The 22,378-nt window shown below is 56.8% G+C and carries 22 protein-coding genes; 17 read left to right on the plus strand and 5 right to left on the minus strand.

The genetic code is table 11. The annotated features are described in order from the left end of the window. Positions 1 to 127: 127 nt before the first annotated feature. Positions 128 to 832, plus strand: coding sequence for a CoA transferase subunit A (locus ACR0E2_RS15680; RefSeq protein ID WP_152457253.1), 705 nt, complete (start codon positions 128 to 130; stop codon positions 830 to 832). Beyond that, positions 832 to 1,458: a CoA transferase subunit B gene (locus ACR0E2_RS15685; RefSeq protein ID WP_152457252.1), complete on the plus strand. Its 627-nt coding sequence runs from the start codon at positions 832 to 834 to the stop codon at positions 1,456 to 1,458. The genes ACR0E2_RS15680 and ACR0E2_RS15685 overlap by 1 nt, the downstream gene beginning before the upstream one ends. Positions 1,459 to 1,495: 37 nt before the next feature. Here the strand turns inward: ACR0E2_RS15685 and ACR0E2_RS15690 are convergent, their stop codons facing one another. Next, complete coding sequence (locus tag ACR0E2_RS15690) at positions 1,496 to 2,362, minus strand: lytic transglycosylase domain-containing protein (RefSeq protein WP_171117518.1); 867 nt, start codon at positions 2,360 to 2,362, stop codon at positions 1,496 to 1,498. Positions 2,363 to 2,715: 353 nt separating this feature from the next. On the opposite strand from ACR0E2_RS15690, the gene ACR0E2_RS15695 reads away from it, so the two are divergent. The 15 genes from ACR0E2_RS15695 (at position 2,716) to pdeM (ending at position 18,394) form a co-directional block, all read left to right on the plus strand. Continuing rightward, positions 2,716 to 2,946: a Flp family type IVb pilin gene (locus ACR0E2_RS15695; RefSeq protein WP_117869713.1), complete on the plus strand. Its 231-nt coding sequence runs from the start codon at positions 2,716 to 2,718 to the stop codon at positions 2,944 to 2,946. Between the two features lie 311 nt (positions 2,947 to 3,257). After that, positions 3,258 to 3,497 (plus strand): hypothetical protein, encoded by a 240-nt coding sequence (locus ACR0E2_RS15700; protein ID WP_152457250.1) that lies wholly within the window; start codon positions 3,258 to 3,260, stop codon positions 3,495 to 3,497. Positions 3,498 to 3,788: 291 nt separating this feature from the next. Continuing rightward, a complete protein-coding gene (cpaB, locus tag ACR0E2_RS15705) occupies positions 3,789 to 4,667 on the plus strand; it encodes a Flp pilus assembly protein CpaB (RefSeq protein ID WP_152457249.1) in 879 nt (292 codons plus the stop codon). A 195-nt stretch (positions 4,668 to 4,862) separates the two neighbouring features. Beyond that, on the plus strand, positions 4,863 to 6,269 hold the full coding sequence (locus tag ACR0E2_RS15710) for a type II and III secretion system protein family protein (RefSeq protein WP_152457248.1): 1,407 nt from the start codon (positions 4,863 to 4,865) through the stop codon (positions 6,267 to 6,269). 17 nt (positions 6,270 to 6,286) lie between these two features. Then, entirely contained in the window at positions 6,287 to 6,916 is a 630-nt protein-coding gene (locus ACR0E2_RS15715; protein ID WP_152457247.1) for an OmpA family protein, read from the plus strand. Between the two features lie 199 nt (positions 6,917 to 7,115). After that, complete coding sequence (locus ACR0E2_RS15720) at positions 7,116 to 8,351, plus strand: CpaE/TadZ family protein (RefSeq protein WP_152457246.1); 1,236 nt, start codon at positions 7,116 to 7,118, stop codon at positions 8,349 to 8,351. Positions 8,352 to 8,376: 25 nt separating this feature from the next. Then, the gene (locus ACR0E2_RS15725; RefSeq protein WP_480447055.1) at positions 8,377 to 9,819 is read left to right on the plus strand and encodes a TadA family conjugal transfer-associated ATPase; all 1,443 of its coding nucleotides are present in this window, start codon (positions 8,377 to 8,379) and stop codon (positions 9,817 to 9,819) included. An 11-nt stretch (positions 9,820 to 9,830) separates the two neighbouring features. After that, complete coding sequence (locus ACR0E2_RS15730; RefSeq protein WP_152457244.1) at positions 9,831 to 10,799, plus strand: type II secretion system F family protein; 969 nt, start codon at positions 9,831 to 9,833, stop codon at positions 10,797 to 10,799. 10 nt (positions 10,800 to 10,809) lie between these two features. Further along, complete coding sequence (locus ACR0E2_RS15735; RefSeq protein WP_171170844.1) at positions 10,810 to 11,784, plus strand: type II secretion system F family protein; 975 nt, start codon at positions 10,810 to 10,812, stop codon at positions 11,782 to 11,784. 57 nt (positions 11,785 to 11,841) lie between these two features. Next, positions 11,842 to 12,384 (plus strand): tetratricopeptide repeat protein, encoded by a 543-nt coding sequence (locus ACR0E2_RS15740; protein ID WP_480447056.1) that lies wholly within the window; start codon positions 11,842 to 11,844, stop codon positions 12,382 to 12,384. Positions 12,385 to 12,414: 30 nt separating this feature from the next. Beyond that, on the plus strand, positions 12,415 to 13,266 hold the full coding sequence (locus ACR0E2_RS15745) for a tetratricopeptide repeat protein (protein ID WP_171170846.1): 852 nt from the start codon (positions 12,415 to 12,417) through the stop codon (positions 13,264 to 13,266). Positions 13,267 to 13,269: 3 nt separating this feature from the next. Further along, complete coding sequence (locus tag ACR0E2_RS15750) at positions 13,270 to 13,815, plus strand: prepilin peptidase (RefSeq protein WP_480447057.1); 546 nt, start codon at positions 13,270 to 13,272, stop codon at positions 13,813 to 13,815. A gap of 116 nt (positions 13,816 to 13,931) precedes the next feature. After that, positions 13,932 to 15,239 carry an ATPase gene (locus ACR0E2_RS15755; protein WP_171641241.1) on the plus strand — a complete coding sequence of 436 codons (1,308 nt, stop codon included), beginning with the start codon at positions 13,932 to 13,934 and terminating at the stop codon, positions 15,237 to 15,239. 40 nt (positions 15,240 to 15,279) lie between these two features. Next, on the plus strand, positions 15,280 to 17,691 hold the full coding sequence (locus tag ACR0E2_RS15760; RefSeq protein ID WP_480447058.1) for a ligase-associated DNA damage response DEXH box helicase: 2,412 nt from the start codon (positions 15,280 to 15,282) through the stop codon (positions 17,689 to 17,691). Positions 17,692 to 17,731: 40 nt separating this feature from the next. Continuing rightward, on the plus strand, positions 17,732 to 18,394 hold the full coding sequence (gene pdeM, locus ACR0E2_RS15765; protein ID WP_480447059.1) for a ligase-associated DNA damage response endonuclease PdeM: 663 nt from the start codon (positions 17,732 to 17,734) through the stop codon (positions 18,392 to 18,394). Between the two features lie 2 nt (positions 18,395 to 18,396). Here the strand turns inward: pdeM and ACR0E2_RS15770 are convergent, their stop codons facing one another. From ACR0E2_RS15770 to ACR0E2_RS15785, 4 genes are all read right to left on the minus strand, one after another. After that, entirely contained in the window at positions 18,397 to 19,143 is a 747-nt protein-coding gene (locus tag ACR0E2_RS15770) for a LytTR family DNA-binding domain-containing protein (RefSeq protein WP_480447060.1), read from the minus strand. Between the two features lie 216 nt (positions 19,144 to 19,359). Then, on the minus strand, positions 19,360 to 20,250 hold the full coding sequence (gene folD / locus ACR0E2_RS15775) for a bifunctional methylenetetrahydrofolate dehydrogenase/methenyltetrahydrofolate cyclohydrolase FolD (RefSeq protein ID WP_171229589.1): 891 nt from the start codon (positions 20,248 to 20,250) through the stop codon (positions 19,360 to 19,362). Between the two features lie 53 nt (positions 20,251 to 20,303). Beyond that, complete coding sequence (locus ACR0E2_RS15780; protein WP_171117503.1) at positions 20,304 to 20,609, minus strand: chorismate mutase; 306 nt, start codon at positions 20,607 to 20,609, stop codon at positions 20,304 to 20,306. Between the two features lie 60 nt (positions 20,610 to 20,669). Further along, positions 20,670 to 22,346 (minus strand): formate--tetrahydrofolate ligase, encoded by a 1,677-nt coding sequence (locus ACR0E2_RS15785; protein WP_171170859.1) that lies wholly within the window; start codon positions 22,344 to 22,346, stop codon positions 20,670 to 20,672. Positions 22,347 to 22,378: the final 32 nt, after the last annotated feature.

The following is a 22,378-nucleotide window of genomic DNA, read 5'->3' on the forward strand; positions in this document are numbered from 1 at the left end:
GAACCGTCCGGTTCATTGCAACAGCTCATTTCACTGGTAGAAATACCACCTCCCCCTTGGTTTCATTGACTTCCCCGTGACACGGCGGCACAACCAGCCCATCACCATGTCATTGGGGGAGTTTTCCATGAAGAAAGTCTATGCCAATGCCACCGAGGCGCTCGATGGGGTGCTGTCGGATGGCATGCTGATTGCCGCAGGCGGGTTTGGCCTCTGCGGAATTCCGGAACTGTTGCTTGAGGCCATCAGGGACTCGGGCGTCAAAGACCTGAGCTTTGCGTCGAACAATGCCGGTGTGGACGATTTCGGGATCGGCATCCTGTTGCAGACCAAGCAGGTGAAAAAGATGATCAGCTCGTATGTCGGTGAAAACGCCGAGTTCATGCGCCAGTATCTGAGCGGTGAGCTGGAGCTGGAATTCAACCCCCAGGGAACGCTGGCCGAACGGATGCGCGCCGGTGGGGCGGGCATCCCGGGCTTCTACACCAAGACCGGCGTCGGCACCGTGATCGCCGAAGGGAAAGAGCACAAGGACTTCAACGGCGAGACCTACATTCTGGAAGAAGGCATTTTCGCCGATCTGGCCATCGTCAAAGCCTGGAAGGCTGACGACACCGGCAATCTGGTTTTCCGCAAGACCGCCCGTAATTTCAACGTTCCTGCTGCGACCTGTGGCAAGATCTGCGTTGCCGAAGTGGAAGAGATCGTTCCGCGTGGTTCGCTGGACCCCGACTGCATCCACCTGCCCGGTATCTATGTGCATCGCATCATTCAGGGCGAACACGAAAAGCGCATCGAACAGCGCACCACCCGCAAGAAGGAGGAAGCATAATGCCCTGGGACCGCAATCAGATGGCCGCACGCGCGGCAGAGGAACTGGAAGACGGCATGTATGTGAACCTGGGCATCGGGATCCCGACGCTGGTGGCAAACTATGTGGGTGACAAGGACATCACGCTGCAATCGGAAAACGGCATGCTGGGCATGGGCCCCTTCCCCTTTGAGGGCGAAGAAGACCCGGACCTTATCAATGCAGGCAAGCAGACGATCACCGAACTGTCCCGCACGGCCTATTTCGACAGTGCCACATCCTTCGCCATGATCCGCGGTGGCAAGATCGCTGCGGCGATTCTGGGCGCCATGGAAGTGGATGAGAAGGGCGATCTGGCAAACTGGATGATCCCCGGCAAGCTGGTGAAGGGCATGGGCGGCGCGATGGACCTGGTTGCAGGCGTGGGCCGAGTGATTGTCGTGATGGATCACACCAACAAGCATGGCGACAGCAAGGTCCTGAAGGAATGCACCCTGCCACTGACCGGAAAGGGCGTCGTGGATCGCATTATCACCAATCTTGGTGTGCTGGATGTGGTTGAAGGCGGTCTGAAAATCGTCGAACTGGCGGAAGGTGTCAGCGAAGACGAGCTGCGCGCCGCAACGGAAGCGACAATCGTTTCCTGATCAAATGGAAAGGCCCGCCGGATCACGGCGGGCCTTATTAGTTGGAAGTCTGAAAAACACAGCCATCGGAAATCAGGTCTGGCGGCGTTGCGCACAAAGCCCGCGCGATCTGAAACGCAGCGAGGACTTTTGGCACGTAGTCCCGAGTTTCAGCATAGGGTGGCACGCCGCTGTGTTTGCGCACGGCCCCCTCTCCCGCGTTGTATCCAGCCAATACAAGTATTGGATCATTCCCGAACTCTTCCATCAGCCAGTTGAGGTATTTCACACCGCCCGCAATGTTCTCAGAGGGCTTAAGGCTGTCCTTTACTCCGAATCTGGCCGCTGTCGCGGGCATCAATTGCATGAGCCCCTGTGCGCCTGCGGAACTGACCGCGTCTGCACGTCCGGCCGATTCCACCGAGATGACCGCAAGCACCAGCGCAGGTGAAACATTAGTTCCCACAGTGGAACGGAGGATATCGATCCCGCGTTCCTTTGCGATATCTTGCAGCGATTGCAGTCGCGGTGATCTCACGTTGGTTGCGGCCAGGGCGTTGATAGCCGCGTCAAGCCGCCCGGCCCCGCGTTCATCAATGTGCGGTGAAATCCGGCTCCAGAAAGCCTTGTACGATCCTTTGGGATCTCGTTTGACTTCCGCACCCGGCGCTGGCAGCGGGGCGACTTTGGTACGCGCGATAATTTCCGGGACTACCAGTTCAGTGCCCGTGCTGGGCGCTGAAGGGTTAGCTGCGTGTTCTTCCGGAGTAATCTGCACGGTCACACGCGGACGTTCACCGGGTTTTGGGGCTTTGACGCGCTTGTATACGCCGCGCGGCTCTGTCTCGGTCGCATTCACAGATGCGGTGCCCGATATCAGAAACGCCAGCACACCGGCGCATTGAAGTGCGTTCCGGAGGTTCATTTGCCTGCCTCATGTTTTCTTTTTAGGCGATTTGAACCCCGAATCTTCCCGCAAGGCCAGAAAAACAAAGCGAAATGGGGCAGTTTCGCCTCATTTGGCGCAATTTTGCATCGCTATAGAGCCTTTGCTTCAATCGTTGTGATTTTTTTATCTTTTATTTTCAAGATGTTATAAAAAATATAACCAAAAAGTTAAGCCGTGCGAAAAAAAATCTGTGTTTGGCCCAATTCCTGCCACGCCCAACGGTCAAACATAGTCCCATACCGAGACGGACATGAGCGGACTGAGAGAGAAAGCTCTGAAAGACGCCTAGGTTTGTTAAACTCTTTTTGATCCTTTAGGAGGGACGTAACATGATCAAGTTCATCAAGAACTTCCGCAAAGACGAAGACGGCGCAGTAACAGTTGACTGGGTTGTTCTGACCGCAGCAGTCATCGGCCTGGCCGCCGTTGCTTATCAGCAGATCTCGGCTGGCGCCACTGGCCTGGCAACCGGCGTAAACGAAGCGCTGAACGCCGCATCGCTGAGCACCGGCAGCAACACCGCGACAGGTGGTATCACCGGCGAAGGCAAAAGCAACTAAGTTGCGGATCTAGAGAATTTCCAAGGCCGCGCTCATCGGGCGCGGCCTTTTTTATGATCTGAAACTGCCCCATCCCAAGTTCGCTAGAGCCTGCCCGCGCGCAAGTTGTGAAGGCAATCGCGACGATCATGGCTTTTCCTGTAATTGCCGCGTTTCTTCTGCTCTAATCAATTCGACTAACGCGCGAAACCTGGTAGGAGCTCAAAATTTCCCTACGAAATCAATATTTAGCCCAACTTTCGCCATCCATGCGAACCAGTTTTAGGCCAACCTATTGTTAGCACTGACGCGACGTATTTGGAGATAAGCACATGTTAAGGTTCCTTAATCAGTTCAAATCTGACGAAGCAGGAGCGGTGACAGTTGACTGGGTGGTGTTGACCGCAGTGGTCATAGGATTGTCGGGCGCGACCTACCTTGTAATAAGCTCAAGCGTCGACAGCATGGGCGGCAATATCAACGGGGCCATGAACAGCGCCGTCGTCAGCACCGGCTCGAATACTGCACCGTCTGGTATTATCACGGCGGGAACTGCCGGCGGCGGCGGCTAAGTTGCAGCTGGTGCGCGCTCTGGCTGGTTTCCAAAAACGTCTTGCTTAACCGTTTCGAAGCAAAGCGCTGCGCCCGTTGGGTGCAGCGTTGTTTTGTTACGCTCAGTCCGCTGGCAATCATGGGAAAGGTAACAATAACCATGCGGAATTGTGCGGAAGAAGGCGCAGAAATCTGACAATCAGGCATTTTTGTCCCACATTTCGACACAATTTGCGGTTAGCAAATAGGCTGTTTCAATGTGGTTCCTTGGCCGCTAAGTATTCGACCAAACAAAAGAATGAGGTACACGCATGCGAGCAGTTTTCGGACTTGTCCTGATTGTCGGCGTTGCACTGGCCGGGGGCGCCGTATACATGGCGCGAAACTATATCGCGGCTTACCAAAGTGAACTGGCACGCCAAAGGCTTGCTGCGGAAGAGGCTCTGGCCAATGCCAAAGTCGATGTTGTTCCGACAGTCACTGTATTGGTGTCGAACCGCGCCCTAAAATACGGCGAGCGACTGACGGAGGAAGATATCCGCGCAGTTGACTGGCCGGAAAACGCGATTCCGGAAGGTACATTCACAGAGCTCACAGCCCTGTTCCCCGAAAGCGGCGCAAATGAACGTTTCGTTTTGAGGGCAATGGAAAAAGACGAAGCGATCATGGAGGTCAAGATCACTCGTCCAGGCGAAAAGGCCGGCCTGACGTCACGTCTGGAAAAAGGTATGCGTGCCTTTGCGATCAGCGTTGACGTAGCTTCTGGCGTTTCAGGATTCCTGCGGCCCGGCGACAGTGTCGACATCTATTGGACCGGTTCCAGTGGAACCATCGAAGGGAACAGCGGCGGAATTACCCGCCTGATCGAAACCAACGTGCAGCTCATTGCCGTCGATCAGACCGCTGGTTCAGACGTCACCAACACAACCATTGCACGTACAGTCACGGTCGCAGCCACACCTGAACAGGTCGCGGCTTTGGCACAGGCTCAGAACACCGGGCGTCTTTCCTTGGCTCTGGTTGGGGTACAGGATGAGTCCGTTGCCTCTACGATTGAAGTGGATCAGCGCAAGCTGTTGGGAATTCAAGAAGCCGCGCCGGAACCAGAAGCAAAAGCCGAAAGGGTATGCACGACACGTATTCGCCGCGGTGGCGAAATTGTAAATGTGCCTATCCCCTGCACAAATTGACGCCAATTCAGAACGTTACAGGTTCAGAGCCGCGCCCTTGGTGCGGCTCATTTTTTTGCGGATGTTGCCAATTCCCCACATAAGGAAACTTACGGAAACCATTGATTATTGCAATAAATTCGGATTTCGCGCAGTCTTTCCTCCCATAGGGCATAAGACCCAAAAAAACGAGGCGTGATCGGAGAGGCAGGTCACATGACAATACGTACCTGGATCAGCGCAACCCTGCTGGGGTTGTCGCTTGTTATGGGCCCCATTGGCGACACCGCCTGGGCTGAAACTTTGCGCGTGGTGAAAAAAGGGACTGTGGAAACACTGGACGTCCCGATGAACCGCGCAATCGTCGTAGAAAGCGAACAACCTTTCGCAGAGCTCAGCATTGCCAATGCCGGCATTGCAGACATCTCTTCTTTGTCGGAGCGCACGATCTATGTTCTGGGCAAGGCGCCTGGCCTGACCACGCTGACACTGTTTGACGGCGCGGGCAATCTTTTGGCCAATGTCCGCGTCCGGGTCGCACCGGATGTTACAGAATTCAAGGAACGTCTGCGTCAAATCCTGCCCAACGAACCCATCGAGGTTCGCACAGCCAATGATGGCATTGTTTTGTCCGGTACGATCTCCAGCTCGGCCAAACTGGCGCGCGCGCTGGAACTGGCTGAACGGTATGCCCCCGAGCGTGTCTCGAACCTGATGTCGGTCGGTGGTGTGCAGCAGGTCATGCTGAAGGTCCGCTTTGCAGAGATGAACCGCTCGGTCGCCAAAAGCCTGACAGCGTCGCTTGGCTTCGGTGGAAGCGACGTTACCGGAGGCTTTAACACGCTCAACAACCAGTTCGCACTGAACAACGCTTTGGCGAACAACATTCCGGCAGTTCAGGCCAATACCGGTGCGATCCTGTTTGGGTTTGGCGCGGGTTCGACGCAGGTTCGCCTGTTGCTGGAAGCGCTGGAAACCAAGGGGCTGGCCCGCAGCCTGGCCGAGCCGAATCTGTCCGCGCTGTCCGGCCAGGAGGCGTCGTTCCTAGCCGGTGGCGAAGTTCCCATCCCGGTACCGCAGGATGACGGCGTTGTGGCCATCGAATACAAGGCCTTCGGCGTTGAAATGGACTTCATCCCACGCGTCGTAGATGGCGATCTGATCAACCTTGAGATGGGCACGGCTGTTTCAAGTATCGACAATAGCTCGGATTTTACCATCAACGGGGATTCGGTTCCTAGTTTCATCACCCGCCGGGCAAAAACAACGATTGAACTTCGCGATGGTGAAAGCTTTGCCATTGCAGGCCTGATCCAGGACGATTTCGCGGATCTGAGCAACCAGATTCCATGGTTGGGGGATGTGCCGGTTCTGGGCGCGTTGTTCCGCAGCGCCAACTACCAGCGCGAGCAAAGTGAACTCGTCGTTATCATCACCGCGCATCTGGTTTCACCGACTCGGGGCGAAACTCTTGCGCTTCCAACCGATCGGGTCAAACCGCCCAGCGAATTTGACTTGTTCTTGAACGGCCAGGTGGCGCGCACACAGCGCACGGGCGCCGGCGGAGCGTCAGAAGTTGCCAAGCAGAACTTCGGCAGCTCCTACGGCTACGTCCTAGATTGATCAGGAGGATAGGACCAATGCATAAGTGGATCATCACACTGGGTCTTTCGGTCGCTGTCGCCGCATGCACCCGCGAGGCCGGGTACGAGATCGATACAGGCACTTTCGGAAACGCGACGCTCAACAACGTCCAGGTACAAAGCGGCGAATTGACCTACGCGCAGATTCTCAGCCGCCGGTTTGCCGCGGATGTACCCAGCCAGGTGAACTTTGCGTTCAACAGCTCGCAACTGGATGCTTCGGCTCAGCGCATTCTTTTGCAACAGGCTGACTGGATCAAGCAGTTCCCCGAGGCCCGGTTCCGCGTTTACGGACATACGGATGCTGTGGGGTCGGCCAGCTACAACAAAAGCCTTGGCCTTCGCCGCGCTCAAGCAGTCGTCGCGTTTTTGGGGCAGCAGGGTATCTCGCGCTCACGGCTTGAGGCGGTGGTATCGTTTGGCAAAACGCAACCGTTGATCGCAACGCAAAACCGGGATCGCAGGAATCGCAGAACGGTCACTGAAGTTTCGGGATTCGTTGATCGCAACCCGCAGCTTCTGGACGGCAAGTACGCTCAGATCATTTACCGCGAATATGTGGAAAGTGCGACCGCTGTAAGCCAGATTCAGGAAGTGAACGCCCAGGACGCTGGCAGCGGTGGATAATACGTTTGAAATGGGCGGCATCGTCGCCCATTTCCCTACAATTGGTTCTTTTGCGCCCAATTCTCGCCCAACTTCAAAGCAACATTGTGAACAATAGGGTGACCTGCGGCCAAATTTGACCGTATTGGGGCGACAGCACATCAATCTGGCGGATTTCGTTCATATGACATGCTGAGCCCTCACGACGAGGATAGTGTTTATGACCAGCGCGACGCCGCAAGACGACAATACTGCAATCTTGGCCTGCACCATCAGTCGGGATGTTCAGAATTTCGACCTTCTGATCGAAGACATGGAAGCCATCTTGGGCGAACGCTGGGGAGATCTGGGATTTGCAGAAGCGTTGGCCTTTTTCAGCCAACCCGAAGCTGAAACGCTGGAATTCGTAGCACTGGCGATCGACGGAGAAGACGAAGACAACCTTTCTCTGCTAGGTGAGATAATCACTCAAGCCAATGAAAAGAAAGTAAAAGTCGTTCTGATCGCCGAGGATGTTACTCCGGCATCCCTGCACCAACTGCTACGCAAGGGTGCTGACGAGTTCGTGCCCTATCCTCTTCCCGAAGGCGAATTGCAGGAAGCCATTGAGCGTATGAAGCAGCCCGACCCGGTTGCCGTTGCGCAAGCAGCCGCCGTTCCTTTGGCCGGCGGCGCGTCCAAAGAAGGCGCTTTGTTTGTCGTTCAGGGCCTGGCAGGTGGTGTCGGTGCAACGACACTGGCCGTTAACCTGGCTTGGGAACTGGCATGTGCCTCTGACAAAGACGCGCCGACCGTGTGTCTGATCGATCTGGACCTGCAATACGGGACTGTTTCCACCTATCTGGATCTGCCGCGACGCGAGACCGTGTTTGAAATGCTGTCGGACACCGATGCGATGGACAGCGAAGTATTCTCGCAAGCCCTTCAAACATATGAAGAAAAGCTTCAGGTTTTAACCGCACCCTCCGATATGGTGCCACTGGACTTGATCACTCCGGAAGACATTCAGCGCGTGATCGACATGGCGCGCGCGCATTTCGACTATGTCATTGTCGACATGCCAAAAACGCTGGTCCTGTGGTCGGAAACAGTTTTGCAGGCCGCCCATGTGTATTTCGCCCTGATCGAGTTGGACATGCGGTCCGCCCAGAATGCCCTGCGCCTGAAACGTGCATTGCAGGCTGAGGAACTGCCATTCAACAAGCTGCGTTTTGCGTTGAACCGAGCGCCGAAATTTACCGATCTGAACGGGAAAAGCCGCGTGAAACGCATGGGGGAAAGTCTTGGAATCTCCATCGACCTGCTGCTGCCTGATGGTGGCAAACCGGTCATGCAAAGTGGGGATCATGGTCTGCCTCTGGCAAATGCGGCCGCCAAGAACCCGTTGCGCCGCGAAATCGCAAAGCTGGCGAAATCGCTCCACAGCCTCGGCAGCAGTGCCGAAGAAGCTGCGTAACATCATCCCAAAGGGGGGATAAGCCGTGTTTTCAAGATACAAAAAGCAACCCGCAGCGCAGCCCGTCAAAACGCCGGCACAACCGGCTGAAACAGAGGCGTCTTCTGCACAGGCGACACCTGTCGCGACCGCGGTGGCACGCAAACCCGTGAAAAAGATTACAGGTGAGGTCACAAGTTCAGACAAAGACCGAAAACGCAAGGAGCGGCTGGGTGAGATCAAGATCGAACTGCACCGCGAACTGCTGGAGAACCTGAACCTGGCCGCGCTAGAAAACGCAGGCGAAGCCGAGTTGCGCACTGAAATCAGTGCTATCGCCAGCGAAGTTCTGGAAACAAGAAACATTGTTCTGAACCGCGAAGACCGGTCCCAACTGAACAAGGAACTGTATGACGAGGTAACGGGTCTCGGCCCGCTCGAGGCGCTGCTTCAGGACGATTCGGTCAACGATATTCTGGTGAATGGTCCACAACAGATTTTTGTGGAACGTGCCGGCAAGCTGGAACTCAGCGACATTACCTTTAAAGATGAAAAGCACCTGATGCGGATCATCGACAAGATCGTGTCCGCCGTGGGCCGCCGCGTCGATGAATCCAACCCGTATGTTGACGCCCGTCTGGCCGATGGATCGCGTTTCAATGCCATGGTGCCTCCGATCGCGGTGGACGGATCGCTTGTTTCCATTCGTAAATTCAAGAAAGACAAGCTGGGCATTGATGATCTGGTCAATTTCGGTGCGTTCACCGAAGAAATGGCCGCGTATTTGCAGGCCGCCGTGTCCACCCGACTGAATATCATCGTTTCCGGGGGTACGGGTTCGGGTAAAACAACCACGCTCAACGCCTTGTCCAGCTTCATCGACGATGCCGAGCGGATCCTGACCATCGAGGACACGGCGGAACTTCAACTGCAACAGACGCATGTGGGTCGGATGGAAAGCCGCCCGCCCAACGTGGAAGGCAAAGGTGAAGTCAGCCCGCGCGACTGTCTGAAAAACGCCCTGCGTATGCGTCCTGACCGCATCATCGTGGGTGAGACACGCGGCGCCGAGGTCATCGACATGTTGCAGGCCATGAACACCGGTCACGACGGATCGATGACCACGATTCACGCCAACTCGGCCCGTGACGGCATTTCACGTCTGGAAAACATGATCGCGATGGCCGGGATCGAAATGCCGATCAAGGCGGTCCGCAGTCAGATCGCCTCGGCTGTGAACCTGATCGTGCAGGCCAGCCGCCTACAGGACGGTTCACGCCGGATGACCTCGATCACCGAGATCACCGGGATGGAAGGAGACGTGATTTCCATGCAGGAAATCTTTCGTTTTCAACGCGTTGGCCTGACACCAGACAACAAGATCATCGGGCATTTCACCGCCACTGGCGTCCGCAGCCACTATTCGGAACGGTTCCGTCTGTGGGGCTTTGACTTGCCAGCGTCCATCTACGACCCAACCACAATGTAGGAGAACCGGGTATGCAATTGCCTATGGAGGCGATCATTTATGTCGCCATCTTTGTGGGGGTTCTTGCCTTGGTCGAGGGCATCTATCTTGTCGCCTTCGGCAAGTCCATCAGCCTGAACAGCCGGGTCAACCGACGCCTGGATATGCTGGAAAAGGGTGCCGGACGCGAACAGGTGCTGGAGCAGCTGCGCAAAGAGATGCAGCAGCATATGAAATCGCAGAGCATTCCTCTGTACTCACTTCTTGCTGACAAGGCGCAAAAGGCTGCAATCGCGTTCTCTCCACGTCAATTGATTATGATCATGGGTCTGGTATCAGCCATGGCCTTTGTCGGTTTGAGCATTGGCACCGCTACGGACACGGCACTTCGTATCGTTGTTTCCATCGCAATCGGCATCGGCGGCGTTTACGCCTGGGTCAACCACAAGGCCAAGAAACGCATGGGTATGATTGAAGAACAACTGCCCGATGCGGTTGAGCTGATGGTTCGATCTCTGCGTGTTGGCAATCCATTTGTGTCGACGATTCAGGTGGTTGCAAACGAAGTTCAGGATCCGCTGGGAACCGAATTTGGCGTTATCGCTGATGAATGTGCCTATGGTCGCGATGTGGGCGAGGCGCTGAAGGACATGGCTGAACGATTGGACATGCAGGATATGCGCTTTCTTGCCGTAGCCGTGGGTATTCAGCAGCAATCCGGCGGCAACCTTGCCGAAATTCTGGCCGGATTGGCAAAGGTGATCCGCGCTCGTTTTCGCCTGTTCCGTCGCGTCAAGGCGATTACGGCCGAGGCACAATGGTCCGGCAAGTTCCTGTCCGGGTTTCCCGTTGCCTGTCTGATTTTCATCCTGGTCAAAGACCCGGGCTATTACGACGAGGTGCTGGATCACCCATGGTTTATTCCCGCGTGTTTTGTTGTCGCCATCTTGCTGACATTGAACCTGATCGTCATGAAAATCATCACCAACATCAAGGTCTGAGGGCAGCACAATGGAATTCCTGACCAGCATCAATGACCTGTTAACCCAGCACCTGGGCGAATTCGGCCCTCTTATCATTGTCGGCGTACTTGGCCTGCTTATGGTTCTGGTCGCTGTCACGCTGATGATGAAGCAGCCGGAAGACCCGCTGAAGAAACTGCAAAGATCGAATGCGGCTCCTCCCAAGCAGAAAAAAGGGAAGAAAGAGCAGCTTCGAAACTCAAGCCGAAACGAGCAGCTTGAGAAGTTTGCTACATTCCTTGAGCCCAAAAACGAAGAAGAATACTCGGCCGTCGAGCTGAAGCTGCGCCAAGCGGGCTACAGGTCGAAGGATTCGGTTCGGTTCTTCCACTTTGCGCAGTTTTCCTTGGGTATCCTTGGTATTTTCATTGGTGTTCTGCTGGTCACGGTCTTTTCCGGCGGCCAGGAATTTACCGGAACACAGATGATGATCCGAGTGCTTGTCCCCGGTGCGATTGGCTATTTCGCTCCAAAATACTGGATCACGCGCAGGGTTGAAGAACGGAAGGAAGCAATTACCGCTGGCTTTCCTGATACGCTCGATTTGATGCTGGTCTGTGTCGAGGCCGGCCAATCGCTTGATCAGGCCATCGTTCGCGTTGCCAGCGAAATGAGTGCGTCGTATCCGGATATCGCGCAGGAATTCGAAACTGTCGCGCACGAAATGAAGGCTGGTAAGGACAAGGACACCGTCCTGCGTGATTTCGGCGTGCGATGTGGTGTGCAGGATGTGAACTCTTTTGTCACCGTTATGATCCAATCGGCGACATTTGGTACATCGATTGCCGAGGCATTGCGGGTTTACGCCGGCGAGATGCGCGACAAACGCGTGATGCGCGCCGAGGAGGCCGCGAACAAGTTGCCGACCAAGATGACTCTTGTCACAATGATGCTGACGGTCCCACCGCTGCTGATTATTCTGGTTGGCCCGTCGGCGAATGTTATTTCGAGTTTTGGACGCTAGGTCGGATAGAACCATATGAAAGCTGAATTCAGGTGCTTCCCTTCCGGGTTTCGCCGAATGCTCCGGGCCACCATGGTTTTTGCCATGGTGGCTTCTTGCACAGAAGGCCTGTCATCCAACGGATTGGATGCACCGGGAATTGACGCCAAGGGTCAGGCAGAGGACAACATCGAGGTCGGAAACAGATTGATGGCCGCCGGAGAATACGAACTGGCGCTTGATACCTTTACCCGGGCCGCGCTTGAACAGGGTATGACGCCCCAGGTCCTAACCTCTCTGGGTACCGCAAATGTGGGGCTACGCCGCTTGGGACAGGCCGAAAAACTGCTGCGCAGAGCCGTCGAAGACGACACGGACTGGCCGGTGGCCTGGAACAATCTCGGTGTCCTACTGATGGAAAAACAGGAATACCCCGAGGCCGCGCAAGTGTTTCAGCGGGCCTATGCGCTGGACAATGGCGAAAGTGACGCAATCCGGGACAATCTGCGCTTAGCGCTCGCAAAAATGGAAAATCCTGTTAATAATACCCCACAAGAACAACAAGAATACACACTGGAGCAGCTTGGCGACGGGCAATTCACGCTACGCAAGATCCAGTAATTGAGGCGAGAGCAGTAAAGGACGCAAAAAATGCGCCAGCAATTCTTGATTCCGACTGTTGTTATCAGTGGTCTGATCCTTTCGGCCTGTGCAAAGGAAACCGAAGAGGAAAAGGTTGAACGAACGTTTCAGGAAGTGAACGTCATTGACGAAACAAACCTGAACGATGTGCTTCTGAGCGCCGCAGATCCAAACGAGGCGGTGACCTATTTCCATGGTGCGGCACTCAAGAACCCGGACCGGATCGATCTTCAGCGCGGACTGGCAATTTCTTTGGGCCGCGCCAAACGCACGACCGAGGCCGTGACCGCATGGAAGCGCGTCACAACGATGAAGGGCACGAACGCCGCGGACAAGGTTGAATACGCGGACGCCTTGGTCCGAAACGGCGACTGGTCGCAGGCCAAAACGGTTCTGGATTCGGTTCCCCCCACCTTTGAAACCTTCAAACGGTATCGCCTCGAGGCAGTCGTCGCGGATTCCCGGAAAGAGTGGAAACGCGCGGATCATTTCTATGAAACCGCTGTCGGGCTGACGACACGTCCGGGCAGTGTGATGAACAACTGGGGATATTCCAAACTGACCCGCGGCGAATATGCCGAAGCCGAGCGGTTGTTCTCGGAAGCGATCCGTCAGGACAATTCGCTGTTTACCGCCAAGAACAACCTGGTTTTGGCCCGATCGGCGCAAGGCAACTACAGCCTGCCAGTCGTGCCGATGACTCAGGTCGAGCGGGCGCGTCTGCTCAACACGATGGGTATTTCGGCAGTCAAACAGGGCGACATAACCACCGCCAAGAACCTGTTCCGCGAAGCCATTTCAACCCACCCGCAGCATTTCGACGAGGCGGTCCGCTCGCTTCGGGCGCTTGAAGGGGCCTGACACATGCAAATACCCGCAGTGGCAGCGGCCTGGTTTCTGCCGTTTGTGCTGCCGATCTGCTTTTACGTGGCCTTCACGGATATGCGTGAGATGCGGATCAAGAACCATGCAGTCCTTGCGCTGACGCTGGTTTACATCGTGATAGGTCTGATCGCCATTCCACCCTGGTCTACAGGCAGCCTCGGCGGCAATCTGGGGCCGGTCACCGTGTCTATGCCGATCTATTTCTGGCAATTGCTGCATATTGTCGTGGTTTTGGTTATTGGCATCTTCCTGAATGCCGCAGGCACCATGGGCGCTGGCGATGCCAAATTTCTGGCCGCCGCTTCGGCGTTTGTCTGGCTGGGCGATCTGAGAATTATGCTGATGATCCTGACCGCCTGTGTTCTGGCTGCCGTGGTCACTCATCGTTTGGCCAAAATCACAAGGCTGCGCACGATCGCGCCGCATTGGGAAAGCTGGAGCCGGGGCAAGCAGTTTCCGATGGGTTTCGCCTTGGGCGGATCATTGGCCATGTACCTGATTTTGGGTACTGTTCTCGGATCGTAAACTATCATCAGCGCGCCTTGTCGCTGCCTTTGTCCCGCCACAAAGCTGGTTCATTTTTCTTCAAGACGCCCTTTTTCGGGTTCTTGGCGTGACAAATTGATGGATGAGCACCGCGCATGAATATGCAGAATTCCTCTGTTATGGCCCCCCCTGCCCCCAAGGGTTTGGGCGAAATGAAGCTTCCGCTTGTAATGATGCGGGACATCCTTCTGAAGACGGTTTTTCGCAAAAACGCGAGCACGGTATCAGAAGTGGCCGAAGCGATCTGTCTGCCTGGTTCGGTAACTCAGGAACTGGTCGATATCGCGCGCGATCAGAAACTGCTTGAAGCGACCGGGACACTGAACGCCAATAGCGGCAATGAGATGGGGTATCAGCTGACCGATGCAGGCAAGGCCCGTGCGCTGGATGCGCTGAGCCAATCCGAATACTTCGGCGCAATGCCGGTGCCGCTGGATGTCTATCGCGAGCAGGTCAAACGCCAGTCGATCCGAAATATTCAAGTCACGCGAGAGCAACTGGTTGGCGCAATGGGTCATCTCGTTCTGCCCGACAGCCTGCTGGACCATCTGGGCCCGGCGGTTAGCGCGGGCCGGTCGATTCTGATGTACGGTCCTCCGGGCAACGGTAAATCCTCGATCTCGAACGGCATCCGGGATGCGTTGGGTGATAACGTCTATGTGCCCTACGCTATCGAATATGCGGGTCAGGTGATCACGGTCTATGACCCGATCGTGCACACGGCCATCGAACAGGAGCCGGACGACCCCAACAGCCTGCGCCGTCGCAAGCGGTTCGATTCTCGCTATGTTCAGTGTGAACGCCCCACCGTCGTAACCGGTGGCGAGCTCTCGCTCAGCATGTTGGATCTGGTCTACAACCCGACCGCACGAACCTATCAGGCCCCGTTGCAGCTGAAATCCACCGGAGGCATCTTCATCGTGGACGACCTTGGCCGTCAGGCCGAACCGCCGCAGGCGCTGGTCAACCGATGGATCGTCCCGCTTGAAGAAAACAAGGATATCCTCGGCCTTCAATCGGGTGAAAAGTTCGAAGTTCCGTTTGACACGCTGGTCATCTTCTCGACCAACTTCCACCCGAACGAGATCTTCGACCAGGCCGCCTTGCGTCGGATCTTCTTCAAGATCAAAATCGACGGTCCGAACCAGGAGAACTTCCTGAAAATCTTTGCCATGGTGGCCCGCAAACGTGGAATGCCGCTGGACGAGGCGGCACTGGTGCACCTGTTGAAGGTCAAGTACCCGACCATCAACAATATTTATGCCAACTACCAACCGATCTTCCTGATCGACCAGATGATCTCGATCTGCGAGTTCGAAGGCATCCCTTATCAGATGAGCCCGGAGCTGATTGACCGTGCCTGGGCCAACATGTTCGTAAAAGACGAGAAAATCGTTAAATAACGCCGTGCCAATCCCTCCTCCGGGCGGGTAATCTGCAACCATGACGCAGATTCCCGCTCGGATTGGTACGTGGTTCTCCTCCAAAGGCTGGTCCATCCACCCACATCAGAAAGAGATGTTCGACCGGGCGAAGCAGCCGGCAACCTTGCTGATCGCCCCAACGGGTGGCGGCAAGACCATGGCCGGATTTCTGCCTTCCCTGTCCGAGCTGGCCGACGGTGGCCACAACGGTTTGCATACGCTCTATGTCTCGCCGCTCAAGGCGCTGGCGGCGGATATCAAACGTAACCTGCGCACCCCGGTGGATGAGATCGGCCTGCCCATCCGGATCGAAGATCGCACCGGTGACACCTCGGCCACGCAGAAAAAACGCCAAAGGGCCGATCCGCCCCATATCCTGCTGACCACACCGGAAAGTCTGGCACTGCTGACCTCGTACGAAGATGCGCCGCGCATGTTCGATGGGGTACAGCGGATCATCGTCGACGAAGTCCACGCGTTGGCGGAAAGCAAGCGCGGCGATCAGCTGATGCTGGCCCTGGCACGCCTTCAGCGCCTCAACCCGGGTCTACGTCGTGTAGGCCTGTCAGCCACAGTCGAAGACCCCGCGGCAATTGCCGGCTTTCTGGCGCGCCACCCGGACCCCTGCCGGATTGTGCAGGCCGATCCCGGCCCGGACCCAGACATCCAGATGTTGGAAACAACGGAAATGCCGCCCTGGTCCGGCGGAGGCGCGGCCTATTCGATTCCGGCTGTGCTGGACCAGATCCGGCGGCACAAGACCACGCTGATCTTTCACAACACCCGCGCGCAGGCCGAGATCTACTTTCACAATCTGTGGCTGGCGAATGACGACGGCCTGCCCATCGGTATCCATCACGGCAGCCTCGACCGGCAGCAACGCGAGCGGGTCGAGGCCGCGATGGTGCGTGGCGAATTGCGCGCCATCGTCTGCACCGGCAGCCTCGATCTGGGCATTGATTGGGGCGATGTCGATTTGGTGATTCAGATCGGTGCGCCCAAGAACGTCAAGCGGCTGGTGCAAAGGATTGGTCGGGCCAACCACCGCTACAACGCGCCTTCCAAGGCGCTGCTGGTTCCTGCGAACCGTTTTGAGGTTGTCGAATGCGTCGCTGCGCTCGAGGCTGCCAAAGCCCATGAACTGGACGGAGAACCCCGAGGCCCCGGCCCCCGCGATGTGTTGTGCCAGCACATTCTGATTGCGGCCTGTGCCGGGCCCTTTGACGCTGATGATCTATATGCCGAGATGACATCCGCCGGACCTTACGCACAGTTGACCCGACCGGAATTTGACGCCTGTCTGGATTTCTGTGCCACCGGCGGCTACGCCTTGCGCGCCTATGATCGATGGCAAAGGTTGCAGAAGCGTGCCGACGGGCAATGGCAATTGCGCGATCCTCGCGCAGCGTCGCGTATTCGCATGAATCTGGGCACGATTCAGGACACGGATACACTCAAAGTTCGCCTTAAACGCAGCCGTGGCGGTAAACCGTTGGGCGAAGTCGAGGAAGCCTTTGCTGCTTCGCTGACCCCCGGCGATACCTTCCTGATCGGCGGACAGATCGTACGGTATGAAGGTCTGCGCGAAATGGTGGTCGAAGTCAGCCGTCGCGCCGATCGCAAACCAAAGATCGCGACCTTCTCGGGCACGAAATTTGCGACCTCAACGCGACTCAGCGACCGCATTCTGCGCATGTTCGCCCAAACTGACTGGCCGCACCTGCCTTCCCATACGGCTGATTGGCTGGACTTGCAGCGCCAAATGTCCCGCCTGCCTCAACGCGATCGTCTGCTGATCGAAAGCTTTCCAAGCGACGGGCGAGAGCATCTGTGCGTGTACGGATTCGCCGGCCGCAACGCGCAACAAACACTTGGGCTGCTGTTGACCAAGCGGATGGAGGATACCGGTTTGGCGCCGCTGGGGTTTGTCGCCACAGACTATGCCACGCTGATTTGGGGTTTGGATGCGGTCACTGACCCACGCCCTTTGTTTCAACCCGAAGCGCTGCGTGACGGGCTGGACACATGGCTGGCAGGCAACGCAGTCATGAAGCGTACCTTTCGCGCGTCGGCCACGATTGCCGGTCTGATCGAACGCAACATGGCCGGGCAACGGAAAACCGGGCGGCAAGCCACGTTTTCGTCGGATATTCTCTATGACACTTTGCTGAAATATGATCCCGATCATCTGTTGATGCAGATCACCCGCGAAGAAGCCATGCGCGGGTTGGTTGACTTCGGTCGGATCGAGGCAATGCTGGCGCGCATCGGCGACCGCGTCGACCTGCTGCGTCTAGACCGCGTTTCCCCACTGGCCGCGCCGCTGTTTCTTGAGGTCGGAAAGGTGCCTGTCAAAGGGGCCGCCGAAGAAAGGCTGCTTGCAGAAGAAAGCGCACGCCTGCTGGAAGCCGCCGGGTTGGACCAGCTTTGAGCCCCTTGCGCAAGATGTGGAATCAGGTCAAGAACGTATCATGAACGTGTGCAAGTTTTCCTTTGCAGGCCAGCAACTCGATGCGTTGCCGTCTGGCGCATTATGGTGGCCGGCGCGGCGACTGCTCTGTGTTTCGGACCTGCATCTGGGAAAATCCGAACGTATGGCCCGTCGGCGCGGGGCTACGCTGCCGCCTTATGACAGTCGCGAAACGCTTGACCGGCTGGCCCGCGATCTGGAACACACCAACGCCGAAACCGTCATCTGCCTAGGTGACAGCTTTGACGATCTCGAAGCGGCCCAAGCCTTGCCCGACGCAGAAGGGTTGAGGATTGCGACTTTGCAGGCCGGGCGCCAATGGATATGGATCGAAGGCAATCACGATCCCGGCCCGATCGAGATGGGGGGCTCTCATCTGGTCGAATGGCAGTGCGGCCCTCTCGTCTTTCGTCACATCGCCCAGGATCGGCCGCAAGGTGAAATTTCAGGCCATTTTCATCCGAAAGCACAGATTCGGACGAAAGGCAGGCACATTTCACGACCTGCCTTTCTGCTGGACAGAAATCGGCTGATCCTGCCTGCCTACGGAACTTACACCGGGGGGTTGCGCAGTTCGGATCGGGCACTTTCCGATCTTTTGGGCGCGGACGCCATGGCCATTCTGACCGGCCAGCAACCGCAGATGATCCCAATGCCGCGTTGAGTTCAGATCAACCCGTCTTCTTCCAACTTCGGTTTGTACTTGCGGCTTACTGGAACCAGATCGCCGTTCATCAAGCGCAAAAAAGTTTTGCCCCCCGATTTTTCAACCCCAACGATTGATGCGTCCACCACCCAATGTGAACGGTGCGAACAGTGTCCGGGAACCGGCTCCATCTCGGCAATTGCGTCCGTAAAGCGCGAGCGGACCGTGAACGTGCCTTCCGAAGTGACAATATCCACATTGTGATCCCTGACCGTCAAACGATGGATTTGACCATGGAAGTCAGGCGGCAGACGCCTGATCAGACGCGGCCTCTCGGTTTCAGGTGTCGAGGCCATCAATGGGTTCAGATCATTGCGTTGCACAAGAACCAAACCCGTTGCAAACAGGACCCCATATACCGCGACGGTCTGGGCGCCTGGTGCCATGTGACCTCCGCAGGTGAACAGGATCCATGCCAACATCCAAAGGGACGGCGTGAACAGAACCAGGATCAGTGCCGCGAATGCCAGATCACGGACGGGAACATTCAACAGAACGGGGTTTTTTTGCATCAAGTTGCGCGCCAACCCGGTGACTGTCAGGGCAAGAACCATCACCCCGGTCCAGAAAAGAAGACGCAAACCGAAGCTCAGATCCGCGACCAGAAACGGAGGAAACGCGTAAGCAAGCAATGGAAGAAAGACAAGGCCCGCCGTCACTCGCTGTGGGGTACAAGCATTCCGAACAGTGTTAATCCCAGACGTCATACCGCTTTTGCGCATGACTTAATTAAATTCAACCTTAGCACGACAAGCACTGAAGCACCTTACCTGTAACCAACTGGGAATACAGGGATATCACGATTTTCTAAGCTGTCAAACCCATTCAGGGCAAATTGACTGGAGCGTCCGATGATTGTCCCGCGGGGTCATGCACAACCGAGGAGTGTGCCGGGCCGACATGATCGACCCGACCAGATTACCTTACGCCGTCAAACCTTCTGGTTCCGGCAGAGCGTTGGCGCGGCAGCACGCAGTCAAAGTGTTGGCCAACAGGCATGCAATGGTCATCGGACCTACCCCCCCCGGAACCGGAGTGATGGCGCCAGCACGCTGGGACGCGCTGGCATAGTCCACGTCACCGACCAGCTTGTTCTTTCCGTCGCGTTCGATGCGGTTGATGCCTACGTCGATCACGGTCGCGCCTTCCTTGATCCAGTCCCCCGGAACCATCTCCGGACGCCCCACGGCAGCCACGACGATATCGGCACGGCGCACGACATCCGGCAGATCCTTGGTGCGCGAATGCGCGATGGTCACGGTGCAGCTATCGCCCAGCAGCAGCTGCGCCATCGGTTTGCCCACAATGTTCGAGCGACCGATCACAACGGCGTCCATGCCGGAAAGCGAGCCGTGGTGGTCACGCAGCATCATCAGGCAGCCCAGCGGGGTGCAGGGCACCATCGATTTCTGACCGGTGCCCAGCAGGCCCACGTTCGAAATGTGGAAACCATCCACATCTTTGGCCGGGTCGATCGAGTTGATCACCAGATCCTCGTTCAGGTGTTTGGGCAGCGGCAACTGGACCAGAATGCCATGCACGGCCGGGTCGTTGTTCAGCTTGTCGATCAGCGCCAACAGATCTTCTTCCGACGTCGCGGCGTCCAGTTTGTGCTCGTATGAATTCATGCCGACTTCAACGGTCATTTTGCCCTTCGACCGGACATAGACCTGGCTGGCTGGGTCTTCGCCCACAAGAACCACGGCCAGGCCGGGGGTGATGCCGCTTTCTTCTTTCAGCTTTGCGACCTGATCGGCAACTTGACCGCGCACTTTTGCGGCAAAGGCCTTACCGTCGATAACCTGAGCTACCATACTTCGATCCCTTCTTTCAAAAAACGGATCGGGCGCACAGAACGCCCGGTCAGTCAGTCGGTGCCAATCACGCGCTCTTCGCGTGCAATCGACCAGTCAATCAATATGCGCCACAGCTTCTCGGCCAGATCCGGGTCCATCCCCAGCGCGTCCGAGCTTGCACGCACGCGTTGCACCACCTCTTCGACGCGTTCCGGGATACGGGCCGGAAGGCCCTCGCCCGGCTTCAGCTGCGATGCGCGGTCAATATACGTCGCGCGCGTCACCAACATTTCGATCAGTTGGCGATCCAGCTTGTCGATCTCAGCCCGCAGCTCCTGCATCGTGTTGCAGTTCTGAGGCGGTGTCAGAGTGGGCATCGTCATCTCCTCATGGCCCGGGAATGAATCCCCGGACCACGAGATGTCCTATTCGGCGGCTTAGAACAAGCCCTCGATCTCACCTGCGTCATTGAGGCAGATGGTTTCGGCAGCCGGTTTGCGCGGCAGGCCCGGCATGGTCATGATCTCACCGCAGACGACCACGATGAAGCCCGCGCCCGCGCTCAGGCGTACCTCGCGCACCGGAACCGAATGGCCCGTGGGTGCACCGCGCAGCGATGGGTCGGTCGAGAAGGAATACTGCGTCTTGGCCATGCAGACCGGCAGGTTGCCATATCCGGCTTCTTCCCATTCACGCAGCTGGTTGCGGATCTTGTTGTCAGCCAGAACCTCGTCAGCGCGGTAGATGCGCTTGGCGATGGTTTCGATCTTCTCGAACAGAGGCATATCGTCGGGGTAGATCGGTGCGAAGTTCGCGGTGCCACCTTCGACGATTTCGACGACTTTCTCGGCCAAAGGCGCAGACCCTTCGGAACCCAGCTCCCAGTGACGCGACAGAACCGCCTCGACGCCGTGCTCGCCGCAATAGTCTTTCACGGCCTGAACTTCGGCATCGGTATCGGTGACAAAGTGGTTGATGGCGACGACAACCGGCACGCCAAACGACTTCACGTTCTCGATGTGACGGCCCAGGTTGGCACAGCCTGATTTGACGGCCTCAACGTTTTCCGCACCCAGATCGGCTTTGGCAACGCCGCCGTTCATCTTCATCGCGCGCACGGTCGCAACCAGAACAACCGCCGACGGGGCAATGCCCGCCTTGCGGCATTTGATGTTCATGAACTTCTCGGCACCCAGATCCGCACCGAAACCGGCTTCGGTCACGACATAGTCAGCGACTTTCAGAGCGGTCTTGGTCGCGATGACCGAGTTACAGCCATGCGCGATGTTCGCGAACGGGCCGCCGTGGACGAAGGCCGGGTTGTTTTCCAGCGTTTGCACCAGGTTCGGCTGCATCGCGTCCTTCAGCAGAACTGTCATTGCGCCTTCGGCCTTGATGTCACGGCAGTAGACCGGTGTCTTGTCGCGGCGATAAGCAACGATGATGTCGCCCAGACGCTTTTCCAGGTCCTTCAGGTCGTTTGCCAGACAGAGGATCGCCATAACCTCGGACGCCACGGTGATGTCAAAACCTGCTTCACGCGGGAAGCCGTTCGATACACCACCCAGGCTGGCGGTGATCTGACGCAGGGCACGGTCGTTCATGTCGACCACACGGCGCCATGCGACGCGGCGGGTGTCGATTTCCTGCTCGTTGCCCCAATAGATGTGGTTGTCGATCATCGCCGACAGCAGCGAGTGGGCCGAAGTGATGGCGTGGAAGTCACCGGTGAAGTGCAGGTTCATCTCTTCCATCGGAACGACCTGCGCATAACCGCCACCCGCGGCGCCGCCCTTCATGCCGAAGTTCGGGCCAAGCGAGGCTTCGCGGATACAGATCATCGCGTTTTTGCCGATGCGGTTGAGGCCGTCACCCAGACCCACTGTGGTCGTGGTCTTGCCCTCACCTGCCGGGGTCGGGTTGATTGCAGTCACCAGGATCAGCTTGCCGTCTTCGCGGTCCTGAACCGAGTTGATGAAGTTCTGGCTGACCTTCGCCTTGTCATGGCCGTAAGGCAGCAGATCCGCAGAGTCGATGCCGATCTTGGCACCGATTTCCTGAATCGGCTTTTTGTTCGCTTCGCGGGCGATTTCGATATCGGATTTGTAGCTCATTGGCCGGGGTCCTTGATTGAATACCGTGCAAA

This window comes from Ruegeria sp. A4, from assembly GCF_056543025.1.

What these genes read in the sequence shown, in the direction of transcription:
- ACR0E2_RS15740 (WP_480447056.1), top strand. Translation starts at nt 11,842, where the DNA reads ATGCTCCGGGCCACCATGGTTTTTGCCATGGTGGCTTCTTGCACAGAA.
- ACR0E2_RS15720 (WP_152457246.1), top strand. Translation starts at nt 7,116, where the DNA reads ATGACCAGCGCGACGCCGCAAGACGACAATACTGCAATCTTGGCCTGC.
- ACR0E2_RS15695 (WP_117869713.1), top strand. Translation starts at nt 2,716, where the DNA reads ATGATCAAGTTCATCAAGAACTTCCGCAAAGACGAAGACGGCGCAGTA.
- ACR0E2_RS15755 (WP_171641241.1), top strand. Translation starts at nt 13,932, where the DNA reads ATGAATATGCAGAATTCCTCTGTTATGGCCCCCCCTGCCCCCAAGGGT.
- ACR0E2_RS15690 (WP_171117518.1), bottom strand. Translation starts at nt 2,362, where the DNA reads ATGAACCTCCGGAACGCACTTCAATGCGCCGGTGTGCTGGCGTTTCTG.
- ACR0E2_RS15730 (WP_152457244.1), top strand. Translation starts at nt 9,831, where the DNA reads ATGCAATTGCCTATGGAGGCGATCATTTATGTCGCCATCTTTGTGGGG.
- ACR0E2_RS15680 (WP_152457253.1), top strand. Translation starts at nt 128, where the DNA reads ATGAAGAAAGTCTATGCCAATGCCACCGAGGCGCTCGATGGGGTGCTG.
- ACR0E2_RS15745 (WP_171170846.1), top strand. Translation starts at nt 12,415, where the DNA reads ATGCGCCAGCAATTCTTGATTCCGACTGTTGTTATCAGTGGTCTGATC.
- ACR0E2_RS15710 (WP_152457248.1), top strand. Translation starts at nt 4,863, where the DNA reads ATGACAATACGTACCTGGATCAGCGCAACCCTGCTGGGGTTGTCGCTT.
- pdeM (WP_480447059.1), top strand. Translation starts at nt 17,732, where the DNA reads ATGAACGTGTGCAAGTTTTCCTTTGCAGGCCAGCAACTCGATGCGTTG.
- ACR0E2_RS15750 (WP_480447057.1), top strand. Translation starts at nt 13,270, where the DNA reads ATGCAAATACCCGCAGTGGCAGCGGCCTGGTTTCTGCCGTTTGTGCTG.
- ACR0E2_RS15715 (WP_152457247.1), top strand. Translation starts at nt 6,287, where the DNA reads ATGCATAAGTGGATCATCACACTGGGTCTTTCGGTCGCTGTCGCCGCA.
- ACR0E2_RS15770 (WP_480447060.1), bottom strand. Translation starts at nt 19,143, where the DNA reads ATGACGTCTGGGATTAACACTGTTCGGAATGCTTGTACCCCACAGCGA.
- ACR0E2_RS15735 (WP_171170844.1), top strand. Translation starts at nt 10,810, where the DNA reads ATGGAATTCCTGACCAGCATCAATGACCTGTTAACCCAGCACCTGGGC.
- cpaB (WP_152457249.1), top strand. Translation starts at nt 3,789, where the DNA reads ATGCGAGCAGTTTTCGGACTTGTCCTGATTGTCGGCGTTGCACTGGCC.
- ACR0E2_RS15700 (WP_152457250.1), top strand. Translation starts at nt 3,258, where the DNA reads ATGTTAAGGTTCCTTAATCAGTTCAAATCTGACGAAGCAGGAGCGGTG.
- ACR0E2_RS15760 (WP_480447058.1), top strand. Translation starts at nt 15,280, where the DNA reads ATGACGCAGATTCCCGCTCGGATTGGTACGTGGTTCTCCTCCAAAGGC.
- ACR0E2_RS15780 (WP_171117503.1), bottom strand. Translation starts at nt 20,609, where the DNA reads ATGCCCACTCTGACACCGCCTCAGAACTGCAACACGATGCAGGAGCTG.
- ACR0E2_RS15685 (WP_152457252.1), top strand. Translation starts at nt 832, where the DNA reads ATGCCCTGGGACCGCAATCAGATGGCCGCACGCGCGGCAGAGGAACTG.
- ACR0E2_RS15785 (WP_171170859.1), bottom strand. Translation starts at nt 22,346, where the DNA reads ATGAGCTACAAATCCGATATCGAAATCGCCCGCGAAGCGAACAAAAAG.
- folD (WP_171229589.1), bottom strand. Translation starts at nt 20,250, where the DNA reads ATGGTAGCTCAGGTTATCGACGGTAAGGCCTTTGCCGCAAAAGTGCGC.